This window comes from Pantoea sp. Fr+CA_20 (assembly GCF_024520835.1).
Classification (GTDB): domain Bacteria; phylum Pseudomonadota; class Gammaproteobacteria; order Enterobacterales; family Enterobacteriaceae; genus Pantoea; species Pantoea allii.
On the sequence record NZ_JALNPN010000008.1, the window covers coordinates 55,199 to 69,816 of the forward strand.

At 50.8% G+C, this 14,618-nt stretch carries 16 protein-coding genes; 7 read left to right on the forward strand and 9 right to left on the reverse strand.

Annotated elements, in window-relative coordinates:
* Positions 1 to 25: 25 nt before the first annotated feature.
* Positions 26 to 925 (forward strand): MurR/RpiR family transcriptional regulator, encoded by a 900-nt coding sequence (locus tag NR177_RS12085; RefSeq protein ID WP_063877790.1) that lies wholly within the window; start codon positions 26 to 28, stop codon positions 923 to 925.
* Between the two features lie 48 nt (positions 926 to 973).
* The gene (locus tag NR177_RS12090; protein WP_145394547.1) at positions 974 to 1,435 is read left to right on the forward strand and encodes an OsmC family protein; all 462 of its coding nucleotides are present in this window, start codon (positions 974 to 976) and stop codon (positions 1,433 to 1,435) included.
* A 98-nt stretch (positions 1,436 to 1,533) separates the two neighbouring features.
* Here the strand turns inward: NR177_RS12090 and NR177_RS12095 are convergent, their stop codons facing one another.
* A complete protein-coding gene (locus NR177_RS12095; protein ID WP_145394548.1) occupies positions 1,534 to 2,469 on the reverse strand; it encodes an omptin family outer membrane protease in 936 nt (311 codons plus the stop codon).
* Positions 2,470 to 2,824: 355 nt separating this feature from the next.
* A complete protein-coding gene (locus tag NR177_RS12100; protein WP_145394549.1) occupies positions 2,825 to 3,511 on the reverse strand; it encodes a hypothetical protein in 687 nt (228 codons plus the stop codon).
* A 592-nt stretch (positions 3,512 to 4,103) separates the two neighbouring features.
* Here NR177_RS12100 and NR177_RS12105 point away from each other — a divergent pair.
* The 3 genes from NR177_RS12105 to NR177_RS12115 all read left to right on the forward strand — a co-directional run bounded on the left by NR177_RS12105 (position 4,104) and on the right by NR177_RS12115 (position 5,793).
* The gene (locus tag NR177_RS12105; protein ID WP_063877794.1) at positions 4,104 to 4,292 is read left to right on the forward strand and encodes a YjfB family protein; all 189 of its coding nucleotides are present in this window, start codon (positions 4,104 to 4,106) and stop codon (positions 4,290 to 4,292) included.
* A 361-nt stretch (positions 4,293 to 4,653) separates the two neighbouring features.
* Positions 4,654 to 5,289: a LysE family translocator gene (locus NR177_RS12110; protein ID WP_145394550.1), complete on the forward strand. Its 636-nt coding sequence runs from the start codon at positions 4,654 to 4,656 to the stop codon at positions 5,287 to 5,289.
* A 288-nt stretch (positions 5,290 to 5,577) separates the two neighbouring features.
* On the forward strand, positions 5,578 to 5,793 hold the full coding sequence (locus NR177_RS12115; protein ID WP_063877799.1) for a YdgH/BhsA/McbA-like domain containing protein: 216 nt from the start codon (positions 5,578 to 5,580) through the stop codon (positions 5,791 to 5,793).
* A 3-nt stretch (positions 5,794 to 5,796) separates the two neighbouring features.
* Here the strand turns inward: NR177_RS12115 and NR177_RS12120 are convergent, their stop codons facing one another.
* Positions 5,797 to 5,928 (reverse strand): hypothetical protein, encoded by a 132-nt coding sequence (locus NR177_RS12120; RefSeq protein ID WP_255474497.1) that lies wholly within the window; start codon positions 5,926 to 5,928, stop codon positions 5,797 to 5,799.
* 207 nt (positions 5,929 to 6,135) lie between these two features.
* On the opposite strand from NR177_RS12120, the gene NR177_RS12125 reads away from it, so the two are divergent.
* Together NR177_RS12125 and NR177_RS12130 are read left to right on the forward strand one after the other, a co-directional pair.
* A complete protein-coding gene (locus tag NR177_RS12125; RefSeq protein WP_218995983.1) occupies positions 6,136 to 7,452 on the forward strand; it encodes a PAS domain-containing methyl-accepting chemotaxis protein in 1,317 nt (438 codons plus the stop codon).
* A 172-nt stretch (positions 7,453 to 7,624) separates the two neighbouring features.
* Complete coding sequence (locus NR177_RS12130; protein ID WP_063877801.1) at positions 7,625 to 8,524, forward strand: LysR family transcriptional regulator; 900 nt, start codon at positions 7,625 to 7,627, stop codon at positions 8,522 to 8,524.
* Here NR177_RS12130 and NR177_RS12135 read toward each other — a convergent pair.
* The 6 genes from NR177_RS12135 to NR177_RS12160 form a co-directional block, all read right to left on the reverse strand.
* A complete protein-coding gene (locus tag NR177_RS12135; protein WP_256852971.1) occupies positions 8,499 to 9,305 on the reverse strand; it encodes a substrate-binding domain-containing protein in 807 nt (268 codons plus the stop codon). The two genes, NR177_RS12130 and NR177_RS12135, sit on opposite strands and share 26 nt — an antisense overlap.
* A 15-nt stretch (positions 9,306 to 9,320) precedes the next feature.
* Entirely contained in the window at positions 9,321 to 10,622 is a 1,302-nt protein-coding gene (locus NR177_RS12140; protein WP_256853005.1) for an MFS transporter, read from the reverse strand.
* 360 nt (positions 10,623 to 10,982) lie between these two features.
* On the reverse strand, positions 10,983 to 11,213 hold the full coding sequence (locus tag NR177_RS12145) for a hypothetical protein (RefSeq protein ID WP_256852972.1): 231 nt from the start codon (positions 11,211 to 11,213) through the stop codon (positions 10,983 to 10,985).
* A 135-nt stretch (positions 11,214 to 11,348) separates the two neighbouring features.
* Positions 11,349 to 12,728 carry a carbohydrate porin gene (locus NR177_RS12150; RefSeq protein WP_172898128.1) on the reverse strand — a complete coding sequence of 460 codons (1,380 nt, stop codon included), beginning with the start codon at positions 12,726 to 12,728 and terminating at the stop codon, positions 11,349 to 11,351.
* Between the two features lie 183 nt (positions 12,729 to 12,911).
* Entirely contained in the window at positions 12,912 to 13,217 is a 306-nt protein-coding gene (locus NR177_RS12155) for a PTS lactose/cellobiose transporter subunit IIA (RefSeq protein ID WP_063877804.1), read from the reverse strand.
* A gap of 11 nt (positions 13,218 to 13,228) precedes the next feature.
* Positions 13,229 to 14,611, reverse strand: coding sequence for a glycoside hydrolase family 1 protein (locus NR177_RS12160; RefSeq protein WP_063877805.1), 1,383 nt, complete (start codon positions 14,609 to 14,611; stop codon positions 13,229 to 13,231).
* Positions 14,612 to 14,618 lie beyond the last annotated feature (7 nt).

A 14,618-nucleotide genomic window follows, 5' to 3' on the forward strand; every position in this document is an offset into this window, starting at 1 on the left:
CGGCGTGGCTATCGGGCCTCATGACATGATAGATTTAAAAAATAATCATTCAATAAGGTATGTCATGAGTAATCGAGCTGATGATGTCAGTGCTATAGGTCCCCGGTTACGACTAATGATCGCCTCATTAACCTCTCTGGAAGCCCGGTTGGTTCATGCCGTGTTATCAAGCGATTTTGATGAGAATGTCTCAATCAAAGCCATTGCCAGCCGTTGTGAGATGTCTGAGGCGATGGTGGTGAAAACAGCAAAGAAGTTGGGTTTTTCCGGTTTCAAAGAGTTACGTATAAAAGCCGCCCTGTATAACCGCCTGCCCATCACCGAAATGCATCAGGAGCTTTCTCCCAGCGATACGACACGTGAGATCGTCAGTAAGGTGTTTCGCACCTCCGTTCAGGCGATTGAGGAAACGCTGGCCATTCTGGATATGGCGGCTTTTGAAAAAGCCGCGGATCTGCTGGCCAGGGCACGTCAGCGTGATTTTTACGGCTTTGGCGGTTCGGCGCAAATCGCGCGGGATGCGGTGCATAAGTTTCTGCGTATCGGTACCCGTTCGGCCGCTTATGACGATCCCCATATGATGCTGATGTCGGCTGCGTTACTGAACGAGCAGGATGTGGTTGTCGCTATTTCCCATTCCGGCCGGACGAAGGACATCATCGAAGCGGTAAAAGCCGCGCAGCTTCAGGGCGTACCGGTGATTGCCATCACCAATTCCATTGGCTCGCCGCTGGCTAACCTTGCCGACACCGTGATCTGCTCCACCGCTCAGGGCTCGCCGCTGACCGGTGAAAACGCGGCTGCGCGCATTGCACAGTTAAATATTCTGGATGCCCTTTTTGTTGTGGTCGCACAGCGCGACTATGCACAGGCCGAACGCCAGCTGGGCCGCACCATGCTGGCCGTCGCCCATAAACGAAAATAGCCAGAGCAACCACTTTCACTATCCTCAACGATTCCAAAGGAACATCGAATGGCAAAACGGGAGCATCACTACCAGGTCAACGTGCGCTGGAGCGGTAATCGCGGGGATGGCACGCAGTCCTATACCGCTTATGATCGAAACGGCGAGCTGTCGGTGGAAGGTAAAGCCACGGTTGCGCTCAGTGCCGATCCCGCTTTTCGTGGTGATGCCACGCGCTGGAATCCAGAGGAGCTCTTACTGGCGTCAGCGTCGGCCTGCCATAAGCTGTGGTATCTGCATCTTTGCGCCGATGCGGGCATCATTGTGGAAGCCTATGAAGACACGGCAGAAGGCACCATGGTTGAAGGCGAAAGGGGCCATTTCACTCAGATCACCCTGAAACCCGTGGTGACATTGCGTAATAAGGACGACGCAGCCCGAGCCGAAGCGCTGCATCATCATGCCCATGAAGCCTGCTTTATTGCGAACTCGCTGAATTTTCCGGTGCGTTTTGAGCCGATGTTTATTTAACGGTGAAATTTCGCCTGTCGGCAGTTAGTGATAACGCGGGATCTAACCAGCATAAGAACAGGCGAAACAGCGTTTCGCCTGTGAATGTCAGTACATAATCAAAATCGGTACTGCAATCCTGCTGTCACGGTATAGTTATGGTTGGCAATACCTGCCGCATCGCCGTCAATCGTTCCTGACTGGCCGCTGACGTTATCAAAAATCTGTGTACCACCTTTGCCTTCTTCGTATTTACTGTAGGTAAATTCAGCAAAAACTTTAGCATTAGGGGTAACGTAATAACCTGCGTCAACTGAAGCACCGTAGTAACGCGAACTTGATGTTTTTTCACGGAACGTCAACTGGCGAACATAGTGTTCGTCGTTATCATGGGCATTAACCCAGTCGCTGAATTTAAGCAGAGTACCGAATTCAAAGTTATTTATTCTGTAGCGCCCGGTCAGTCCTACGTACGGCATTGAAAAGCGCTGACTGTAACCTATGCCTGTTTGATCACGTGGAAAATCACCTACCAGAGTGCCATTATTGTAATCAAATGAGCCGCCAATAGCAGTCCAGCTGAAGCGGGTCTCCTGATAGCCAGCCACCGCACCTATCCGATAGCTGTCTCCCTGTATAAACCAGCCTTTCAGATTAAGATCGTACTCATTAGCATGATTCATACGCGTATAGGGATGTGAAGAATGGTCGGTCCAGTTACCCTGATTACTGTTTTGCCAGTCATAATCGTCCAGATGACCAGAACCGCTGGCAAGAGAAGTCCATCCACGTGCATTGAGTGTCAGGAATGAGTAGGCATCCCACGAAATGTCGCCTTTCAAAATGGCCACATTTTTGATCTTCCAGTCCAGCTGACTAATTTTACGACCCGTGTCAGGGTCGTAAACAAGTTCCCCGGATTTCCCACCTAGCATACCTGTTGAGGCAGATATACTAAGACTATCCGCGGAGAGATTAGGTGAAAGTGATATCTCTTTAGCCTGAACGCCAGCTGAAAACCCTGCCATCATCATTACAAAAAAGCATTTTTTCATTTTTACCACCCTGTTTTTTTATTAGAAGAAATCCTAAAAGCGGTTTCAGAATAAAATAGAGATGTCTGCTTAAACAAGTAAAAAATTGTGGTTGATGGCAGGGTTTAATAACTTTCAAACAACGTAAATCAAAAAAATATTCAACCCTACACCTGAGTCTGGCACCGAAAATGAAGAGTTAAATAGGCTGTTTTACCGTGTTGCCCTTTATTCTACAAATGAATATCACTCTGTTTAATCATGGAATTTTCACCCTTACATCGTAAGTTTGACGCTCAACATGCTAATTAAACGTAGTTAAGAAAGTCAGGATTAAAGCTTAAAGTGATTGAATTCATAACGCTTAAATTAACTTTTACGACGACCAGCCGCAGGCGTCAGCCATTGATGAGGCGTCTATACCCAGTTGCGTAAGAAATGCACCCATTAGCACTAATTCGCCGATAAACGCAGCGCCATCGGTTGCTAACAATGCCACCGCTTGGGCAGTAATCACGGTTGCCATGAGCACCCAGTTATACCAGGCCATGTTATCCTCAATTGCTCCCAGGATTTGGCGGATACCTGTTAATTTATAAATGGCAGAAATAAGGTTGAAGATTGCCGTTGCAGTATTCAGTGCCCCCTCTGCATTACTGATTGCCTGGAATAAACTGGAGAGTCCGTCCAGTTGAGTTCGGGTAAGGCCGTTAACAACTTCTGTAGCGGCTTCACCACAAACTTTACCTGTGATGCCAAGAAACTGAAAAAAAACGGTAAAACAATCAATCGCCACGATTATTTCTTTACTTGTGCATTCACTAATCGCAACCGATCTTCCGGCTGTTGATACAGAACGTGAACCTGACGAATCCGACCATGGAATATCATACTGACCGTGAACCAAGTCAAACATGTCACGAATTGCTTTATCTTTATCCAGCGTTTCACCAGCGGGAGGCGGATTTTCTGCAACGATTTTGTCGAGAAAAGGCGATGTTACGTTTTGAAATGTTAAAAAGTCTAATTCTTTTAAACTGTTATCAGAAAGAGGCTGGCTCATGAGTGACTATTCCTTTTGATATTTACTAAGAAAGTGGCTGTTTCCGGGTATGCTAACGGGTAATCCTGTTCGTAATTTTATTTAAAGTTAGCCCTTTTCTTTAAAAATTAAGATGGTTGTTTGCCTATTAATTTTTCAATATCAATAGGTGTTTTTTATTTTTTATGCGTTTTTGAGCATTAGTTAAGTTTAGATAGTTTAATGTTTTTAAAGAGTGTGGGAAAATAAAAAAATATAGTTTATTATTCTTTTTAAAATTTTTTATTTATTTTATTCAGTTGGTTGCGCCTTTTTGTACGACGATGGTGGTTAAGGTGGGTAGAGTTTTTCGCTCATAATTTTCATATTTTATATAAGTTTATTTTTTCAGAATCTCAATTTCACGAAAGTACTATGAGCGGCGCTGATATCACTATCCTAAAATCCTGTGTGGTGCTTAAATCTGGAAGAAATTTTCCTCTTTTCGTATTCATTCGTCAGAGTTATTAAAGTATTTTAGCCCCAGGCCGATACTTTATGCGCAACTGGCGAAATCCGTCGCCGGTATTATGTGACCCCCGTCTGGGGCTCAGTCAACATAAGGAGCAACTGCATGGATATACAGCAACTCACCACTCTGTCTGCAGGTTTAGAACAATGGCAGGCTCGCGGTGAAGCCAATGCGAATCTGTTGAAAAAAACGCTGAATCAACAGGCAGATACCATCACTACGCTTGTTGAGGGTGTGACAGCTCTTCCCTCTAATCCGGCTGTAGGGCGTAACATCAACACCACCGCCTGATAATGCCGTTACGGATCTCCGGGCGGCTTTCGCTGTGCCGCCCGTTTTAATGCATGGCGCGGTTTATTCCCTTGTCTGAATCTGGCTGAGTCAACGGCCTTGACTCAACGCTTTTATCACCGCAATTTCTTCCAGTATCCGTGAACCTCATCTGGATTAAATAGGGCATCGCTCATCTGTTGCCTGGGAATGCGATGTCTTCGCGCCTGTTATCGATTGGTTATTCAATGCCTAAAATACGTTTATTCGCGACGTACCCTTTAGATGTTCTTCGCACGACATTGAGGGGTTTTTTGACCGCTTTATGCTTCTTCACTATCACGGCCCACGCAGAGCGCCTTAAATCTGAGGAGCCATTGTTATGATGTCTTTTTCAACGGGTTTCCTGTTGAGCCTGTCGCTGTGCCTTGATATCGGCATTGCCAACATTGCCATGATTACGCTGGCGATGCAGCGTGGCTATTTTCAGGGGTTCTGGTTGGGAGTCGGCACCTGTGTGGGTGATTTGATTTATGCCGTTCTGGCGCTGGCTGGCATGGCGGTGTTGCTGCAGTTCGAGGTCGTACGGTGGATCATCTGGATAGGTGGTGGTGCTTTGCTGGTGGGGTTTACCATCAAAATGCTGCTGTCCGCCTTTCGTAACGTCAACGATATCGATACCACGCTGAGTGCGCCCAGACGGTCAATGTGGCGTGAGTTCCGGCACGGTATCGTGCTGGCAATGTCGTCGCCGACTGCCATTGTGTGGTTTGCCACGGTGGGTGGTGCATTGATTTCCCGATTCGGGCAGCAAAGCATTACGGGATCGGCACTGTTTCTGAGCGGTTTTTTTCTGGCGGGGATCGTATGGACAGCGGCCCTGTGCCTGGTCGGTAGCCTCGGCGGCAGGTTGTTAGGGCAAAAGCTATTGAGATATTCCTATATGGCTTCCGCGCTCATCTTTGCCTACTTTGCCTTATATGTGATCGTGTCAGGATATAAAGAATTTATTCTTTAGCACGAGTTGGCATTAGCAACAGGTTGTTAGTCCTGTCACGGCTTGTCCGTTTGCAAAGACGTTTTCTCACGCCACCCACTGTGCCTTGATAGATATCCCGTTCAGCGACGGCCAACATGATCTTCTGCCAGGCCACGCGCCACCGATCACAGGCGAGAGCTATCAGTGCAATAGATAGCATGATCACAATAACTGCACTTATTGTTAACTTTGTATTAATAACATTGGTTATCATAACCCCATCGAAAGCGAATTGCTTTCACACTTACAACATTAAGGAACAGGATTATGAAAACCATTAAAACACTGTCGATTGCTGCCGTTGCTGCACTGTCATTCATGTCGGCCTCAGCTTTTGCACAAACCGTTACCGCAACGGGTTCAACGCTGGACGGTACAGAAGCCAAAATTGCCGCTCAGGCCGAGCAGCAGGGCGCACAGTACAAAATCATCGAAGCCAATACGAACGATCGCGTTCACATGACAGCTGAGCTGTATAAATAAGCGTTACGGATGCGCCGGCGCGAAAAAGGGCTGCTTAATGAGCAGCCTTTTTTGTGTCTGCACAGACAGCAGCGCACCAACCTTGTCAGATTGAATCGCCGCCGTGCGCCGTTTGCGCTCTGCAAGCAGCGTCATGAATAAAAGGCCAGGCTTCCCCGCACATAAACCGCGCCAGATCAGCGTAATCTTGATGCCGTACCCGCTTCATTCAGCCATAACGTAAATTTTACAGAAGAGGTTAGCCCGGTCACAATCTTATGGTTGTTTATTCGCCATTGTCTCAAGCCCGTTCTTTATCCTGCCGATAAACCCTCCAGACCACTCAACATGGCAGTATAAAAAATGACAATTTTTAAAAAAATATTTTCTATTTTTCCTAAACACCAGCATAAACACGCCGCCGATTCGCTCAGAGCTTTGGACGATGCGGTTCCAATCATCGAATTTACCCCGGATGGCACCATCCTTCGGGCCAATGCACTGTTTCTAAGCAAGATGGGTTACGAAGCGCAAGAGATCGTGGGCCATCACCACAGTATGTTTTGCCCGCCATCAATGGTGAACTCATCTGAGTACCGCCAGTTCTGGCAGCGCCTTGCCAGCGGCAAGAGCTTCAGCGGCAAATATCTGCGTCTGGGCAAAGACAGCCATCCGGTCTGGCTGGAAGCCAGCTATGTCCCGGTGAAAGACAAACATGGCCGCGTCATCAAGGTCATCAAGCTGGCGGCAGATATCTCCGAGCGCATCAGTGAGGCACAGCAGCAGGATGCCCTGGTGCAGGCGATCAGCCGCTCAATGGCGGTCATCGCATTTAACAAAGCCGGGGAAGTGTTAGAGGTTAACGAAAACTTCCTCAAAGCAACGGGCTATAAAGCCGACGAGATTCTGGGCAGGCATCACCGTATGTTCTGTTCCGAGGAACTGCGCAGCAGCAAGGAATACCAGCTGTTTTGGCAGCGTCTCAATCAGGGCGAATTTTTCTCTGGGCAGTATCCGCGACTTAATCGTCATGGCGAAACTATCTGGCTGCGCGCGACGTATAACCCGGTTTTCGATGCCGATGGCCGGTTATATAAGATTGTAAAATTCGCCAGCGATGTTACCGAGCAGGTGCTGCAAAACCAGCAAGAAAATGAAGCGGCTCAGCACGCGTGGAAGATGGCGCAGCAAACCCGCGAAAGCTCGGTAACGGGTGCGGATGTGATTGAAGACAGCGTCAGAACCATGGCCGAGATCGCCAAAGAGATGAACAGCGTTTCCGCTGACGTCTTTGGGTTAAACGGCCAGTCAGATCGCATTGCCGATATGGTGCACACCATTCGCAACATCGCTGAGCAGACGCGATTTATCGCATTAAACGCGGCAATTGAGGCAGCCCGTGCCGGCACGTCCGGCCGCAGTTTTGCCATCGTGGCCGCCGAGGTGCGTACTCTGGCTGCCCGCATCAATGAAGCCACTGAAGAGATAGGTCGCGTGGTCTCCAGCAATAATCAGCTGGCAAAAAAGGTGCTGGAAGATATCGAAAATAACCTGAAAAACACCGCTCGCGGCGTCAACCTGATGCGCCAGGCCGGAGAGGTTATCGCCAGCATTCAGAGCAATTCGGAGCGGGCAGAAGAGGCGGTCAGAAACGTTTCACGCTCGACGTCGCCTATTTAGCGCTTAACCCTGCAGCAGCAGGTCATCCGTCTGCGCGGGTGACCTGCTGCCTGTCCGGCTGTTTTCTGTCAGGCGCTCCGCCAACATTTCACTTTGTTTGCCACCATTCGATAAGGCACTATTAGCCCTCTCTGTCCCTGCCACATCATTGTTGAAAGGAACGCCAGCCCACATGCCCGTCAATTTCGATCTCAACGATCTGTATGCGTTTCGCGCCCTGGTTGAATATGGCAATTTCCGTATCGCCGCGGAATCCATCTGCCTGTCCCAGTCGGCGCTGAGTCGCAGGATTGAGAAGCTGGAAACGGCGTTGGGGATAAAGCTGTTTGACAGGACCACCCGCCGGGTCACGCTGACGCTTTACGGCCAGACGTTCGCCGCGCGTTCCGAGCAACTGCTGACCAACTTTGAAGAAGTGATGGCGGATATCAGTAAAGTCAGCCAGGACAGAACCGGACTGGTGACGGTTGCCACGGTGCCTTCCGCCGCCTATTACTTTATGCCGGATGTGATTCGCCGCTTTCAGGTGCGCTATCCTCGGGTGCGGGTCAAGATTATTGACAGTAGCGCAGGCAACGTTATTGAAGCTGTCACCAGTGGTCAGGCAGATTTTGGCATTTGCTTCTCGGGCAACCCGCCGCCCAATACTGAGTTTTTACCGCTGGTGGAGGATGTTTACGTCGTGGCTTGCCGACACGATCATCCCCTTGCTAACCGCAAAAGCCTGACGTGGCAAGAGTTTTACCAGCAGGATTATGTCGGACTGGATAAGACCTCTGGCAATCGAAATCTACTGGATTCCGCACTGGGCCATGTTGTTCCGGCGCGCCCGAGCATCTGCGAAACCCGGCATGTAACAACGATGCTGGGCATGGTCGAAGCGGGAATCGGCATTGCTGCCGTTCCCGCGATGTCGATGCCGTCATCAGGCCATTCGGTGCTGGTTCACCTGCCGCTTACCGATCCGGTCGTGAAACGCACCGTTGGCCTGATCAGGCGCAGTGGACGCATACAGTCTTATATCGCTGCAGAGCTGGAAAAACTGATTACTGAACAGTATCACTCTGCTTAACGGGTTGCTGCGCGTTGACCGAGTGCAAACCCGTGGCATGGACGACTTCCTGAGCCGGGGCAGACGCCAGGAAATCCAGTAACGCTTTGCCTTCCTCAGGATGGTCTGCTTTGGCAGGAACCGCGCCGGCAAACCGGGTGATGTACTGCACGTCCTCAGGCAGTTCACCTACAAAGGTCACGCCCGGCACGGGCAGGAGTTCACTGACCTGCTGGAAGCCCAGCGCATAGTGGCCTTTTGCCACTTCAGACGCTACCGGGATGCGTTCCACCTCGTGCGCTTTGCCTTTCACCTTGTCTTCAATGCCTAACTTTTTAAACAACTGGCTGCTAACGTACTGACCGCTGGCGCTGTCTGAGTAGGCAATCGACTTCGCATTTAACAGGGTTTTACGCAGATCGGCATCCGTTTTGATATTGGGTTTGGCGTCGCCTTTCTTCACGACAATCCCGATCGGCGAGTCAGCCAGCTCAACGCGAGAGTCCGGTTTTATCCACTTACCTTTTTCCAGCTGACTAAGCGCATCGCCGACCATAATCACCACATCGGCTTTTTCCCCGCGCGCCAGACGGTTGGGAATCGCCTGCGGTGTTTTACCCATCGACGGCCCGGACACCAGAATAATGTTGTCGCCACTTTTAGCTTCAAACTGCGGTGTGAGTTTTTCCAGCGCGGCTTTAAAGCCGCCAGAAATCATCACGGTCACCTCTTTTGCCAGCACACCGGTGCTGACGGAGGAAAGGACCAGCGTGGCAAGGAGTGAGCGGTAAATTATTTTCATTATGGAATCCCTGACTTAGTGTTTAACGGCGGTTTGAAGATTTACAGTGCTGCGACGGTACAGATACAGCGTTGCCAGTAAGGCGCAGACGGCAGCAAAGCTCATCCAGTAACCTGGGGAGGCTTTATCGCCTGTGTACTCAATCAATGCGGTTGAAATCACCGGCGTAAAGCCGCCAAAGACGGCGGTTGCCAGGCTGTAGGCCAGTGAAAAGCCCGCCACCCGAACTTCCGCTGGCATGATTTCAGTCAGTGCCGGAATCATCGCGCCGTTATACAGACCATAGATAAATGACAGCCACAGCAGAACGCTGAGCATCATGGAAAAGCTGGGTGCAGCAGCCAGCATCGACAGGGCTGGGTAGGCGGTCGCCAGCGCGATCAGCGTCATGGTAACCAGTACAGGTTTACGTCCGAAACGGTCAGACAGCGCCCCGCCAACCGGTAACCAGAGGAAGTTAGAGATGGCAACCAGCAGCGTGACTAACAGGCTATCGGAGGCGCTGAGCATCAGCACTTTCTTGCCGAAGGTCGGCGCATAAACGGTGATCAGATAAAACGCTGTGGTGGTCATGGCCACCATCAGCATGCCTGCAATCACAACCTGCCAGTTGGCCAGCAGGGTTTTAAACACGTCGCGCATCGCCAGATGATGACGGCGGGCGTTGAACTCCTGGGTTTCTTCCAGCTTGCGGCGCAGGAAGAAAATGAAAGGCACAATCATGCAGCCAAACAGAAACGGAATCCGCCAGCCCCATTCACGAATCGTGCTTTCTTCCAGCACGGCGTTCAGGGCAAAGCCCATCGCGGCGGCGACCATAATGGCCACCTGCTGGCTACCTGACTGCCAGCTGGTATAAAAACCTTTGCGCCCCGGCGTGGCGATCTCAGCCAGATACACAGAAACGCCACCCAACTCCGCTCCGGCGGAGAAACCCTGCAGCAGGCGGCCGATTAACACCAGCATCGGTGCCCAAAGCCCGATGCTTTGATAAGACGGAATCAGGACGATCAGAAAAGTACCTGCCGCCATAATCGACAGGGTGACGATCAGGCCTTTACGTCTGCCGACCTTATCAATGTAGGCACCCAGCACCACTGCGCCGACAGGACGCATCAGAAAGCCCGCGCCGAAGACGGCGAAGGTCATCATCAGCGAGGCAAATTCACTGCTCGCCGGAAAGAAAGTGTGGGCGATATAGGTGGCATAGAACCCAAACAGAAAAAAGTCGAACTGTTCCAGAAAGTTGCCCGAGGTAACGCGTAATATTGCGCCGGCTCTGGCGCGGGTGGTCATCGGTGAAGTCGAGGAATGCATCGGTATCTCCAGTTTATCGTTGACGCTTTTTGCCGCGTCTGTTGCTGAAGACTGGATCAGGTAAATAAAGTAAATAAGCGCAATAAACTCATCGACTAATGCGCACTGTGCATCAATGGCAGTTAACAATTACCTGAGGCTATGCGCAACAAGCCTTTAACAAGATGGCGAGATAAGCGCTTACAGATGAGGGCCGGGAAACTTAATGCGCGTTTTGTGACAGGGTTCATACGGGTATTTGAATCAGAAAGCACAGCGTAAAGCGTTTGTAAGGCTATATCAGTCGATGCGGGCGCTCAGGGCGTAATGGCCGCAAAAAAGGGGGAGTAGTAAGACGTGCCAGCGCCGCTAGCCAGGCGATCAGCGCGGCTGAAAAAGCGCCGTTTCCACGGTGCCTCGCGCTATCAACGTTCTGCCCAGCCCTGACCACACAGGCGAGAAAATCCCCGTATGTCGACATACCCGGCTTCGCTGTCCTGAATAGCCTGAACCGATGACGTTGTTGCTGATAGCCATCAGGGTACATTTCTTATCTGAGGTCATGATGTGAAACAGCAGGGATACCGTTGAGACAGCAGGGCGTAACAGCAAGCGTGATCCTGACGACATAAAAGCCGATCGGGCATACGGCAGAAACGCCCGAACGGAGCGGTTTTATCAACGTTGCTGATAAACTTCTGTGCCTGTCATTCGTGAGAACGGGGTTATAAGGCTTGTCGCCTGTCCTCAGAACCAGGCTTCCCACATTGCACCCAGATTGAAGTCGTCCTGGATGTCGTTTTCACGGCCATTCACGCGCGCGGTGCGCGCATCGTCGACTTTGCCGCCGGTGACATAGAAGCGCAGCATGGGGCGGAACTCCGGTCCCATATCAATGGCGATGTTTTGCGACAGGGTCAGTTTCCAGCCATTGTTACTGCCGCCTTCATCATAGTTTACGCGCTGATAACCGGCTTCCAGCCAGGTTGAATGGACGTCATTCCAGAAATACATCGGGCGAACAATCGCGGCGTAGTTTTTCCGATTGTCGCTTTTCAGTCGACGGTTGTCGTAATCGTGATAACCCAGCAAATACTCCACCTGTGCCTGCTGGGTAAACTGATGCTTACCTTCAAAGCTGGTGTAGACAGTGCGAAGGCCCTCGGTTTTGCTGAAAACGCTGTTATCCGAGTTGTCAGAGTAGCGGGTAATCACTTTATTCACGCCGTGGTCGTTGGTGTGGCTCAGCACAAACGCGCCCTGCCAGGCTTTCAGGCGATCGTCACTGTCCACCGCTTTGGAGTCGAAACCGTAATTAGCGTAGATCTCCAGATCCAGTGCGCCCAGCTTCATGCCGTGAATTTTAGACGTCGCGGCGTAGTTGCCTTTATCCCCGGTACCCGAACCGCCCGTACAGGTGATGCGCGACGGATTGGACTCGTCGCTGAGCACTTCAGGGCTACAGGATTCCACGGCAGCAACAGCAGCGACGTCAAATTTTATCCCGCCCACGTCGAAGTTTTTCACCCCCGCGCCCTGGCCATCATGGTTCATCCAGAAATAATCATTGATGTTCTGCTGTGGACGCTGATGAAAGTCCCGTCCGGCCCAGAGATAGGCGTCAGGATTTGATGCCAGCACATTGGTGACGCCGGCATAGGCTTTTTTCAGGTTAACTTCATCGCCCCAGTGATCGATCATCACATTGACGTCCCAGATTGCACCACTTTGACTCTTAAATGCTTTGGAGAGCTGGAACTCGCCACCGTTGCCTTCGTTGCCCAGGCGGCCAATACCGGAGGCCCCGTTGTAAGAGCCGTCCACGCCAACATATTTCTGATCGCCGCTTTGGTAATGCGCACCGTAGCGTGCGTAGCCGCTGAACGTCACCCCAAACGGAATAGCCCGGTCCGGTGACTGAACCGGACTTTGTGGTTCGGTCACCTCATCCGTTGTTTTCGCCACTGCAGCATCCCTTTTTGCCTGACGTTCTGCCAGGGCTTTATCGACGGCTTTGGCGACGATGGCGTCGATTTGTTCCTGCGTAAATTCCTGTGCTGCGCTCACAGCAGGGCACAGCGCGGCGACCACCGCCAGAGGTAATGGAAGGTTTCGAATAATATTCATGGTTGTCTCGTTTGCACAGCGTCCTTCAGGTTGATTATGTTCAACCCGAATAACGGCGTGTGTTAATGAACAGACAATAACCATCCTGCACCGGTTAATTGATCACCAGAACAAGTTGATTTTTATATTATGGTATTTTCCAGAGGACGCTTATTTTTCCGTTTTTCTCCTGTGATATATCTTTTATTGCCGTTGATAGAGATGAATAATTTCTTCTGAGAGTTCACGCGCCAGTAACGACGTCATTAAATGATCCTGAGCATGAACCATAATTAACGTCATAGGCTGTCGCCCTTCGCCAGCGTCCTGCTCAATTAATCGGGTTTGCATTTGATGAGCCAGACGAGAATAGTCATCGGCTTCCCTTAGCCGATCTTTGGCCTCGTCGACGTTACCCTTTCTTGCCGCCTGCAGAGCTTCGAAACACAGGCTGCGGGCATGTCCTGCATTGACGATGATCGTCATTACGGCCTCTTCAAGTTCAATCATAATCGCTGCTCTCAATTAAAACCGTTATTTGCGGCAACCTCAGCAAACCATTTGCCGCTCTTTTTAATCGTACGTTTTTGCGTTGCCAAATCTAACTGCACAAAACCGTAACGGTTTTTATAGCCGTTCAGCCATGACCAGTTATCGATAAATGTCCACATATGATAACCCAGGCAGTTACAGCCTTCGCTAATGCCTTTATGGAGCCATTTAAGATGTTCGGAAACAAATTCGATACGATAATCATCCAGTATTTCACCGTTCTGGATAAAACGCTGTTCATTCTCTACGCCCATGCCATTTTCAGAAATAAAACAGCGTGGATTCCCATAATTAACGCGTAGGTTGGTCAGAATATCGTAAATACCGGGCGCGTAAATTTCCCATCCGCGGTATGGATTCATTTTTCGTCCTGGCATTTCGTAATGATCGAATAACCATTCCGGCATAAAAGGTGCCTCAGGATTGACGGCGCTATCCCGACACTTAACACGGCGCGGCTGATAATAGTTAACGCCCAGCAGGTCGATGATGCCATCGGCCATGACTTCGCGGTCCCCGGGCTGGCAGCGCGGAAGCTGATGGTACTGACTCAGTAAACTCATCAGATCCATTGGGTATTCGCCCTTAAGAACCGGATCTAAAAAGCTGCGGTTAAACAGCAGGTCTGCATGATGCGCGGCTTGTACATCTGCCGGATTCGCCGAGCGCGGATAGGACGGCGTGAGATTCAGCACCACGCCAATCTCGCCGTCATAACCGCCGTTACGCCAGGCCCGCACCGCCAGCGCGTGAGCCAGCACAGTGTGCCAGGCCACGGTCGCGGCGCGTCTGAAATCCACCACGTTCGGGTAGTGAAAATCATACAGATAGCCACCTTCGACCGGCACAATCGGCTCGTTAAAGGTAAACCAGTGCTTCACCCTGTCACCGAACAGGTCGAAACAGCGCTGGGCGTAGCGGCTAAACGCTTCCACCACTTCACGGTTCTCCCAGCCGCCTTTTTCCTGCATGGCCAACGGCATATCGAAATGAAACAGGGTGATAAAGGGCGTAATGCCTTGCGCCAGTAACGCATCGATCACCTTGTTATAAAAATCCACGGCTTCGGGATTCACTGTGTCGGTGCCGTCAGGCATCAGGCGCGCCCAGCTCAGCGACGTACGAAAGCTGTTGTGTCCTAACTGCTTCAGTAACGCGATATCGTGCTGCCAGTGCTGGTAAAAGCCAGAGGTGTTCTGCGGGCCAATGCCCTGATGGAAACGGTGGGGTTGCCGTGCAAACCAGCGATCCCAGGTGGTCGGGCTTTTACCGCCATTCAGGCTGTCACCTTCGGTTTGCAACGCCGAACTGGCGCTGCCCCACCAGAAATTTTCAGGAAAACGGTAGTTCATGTCACTG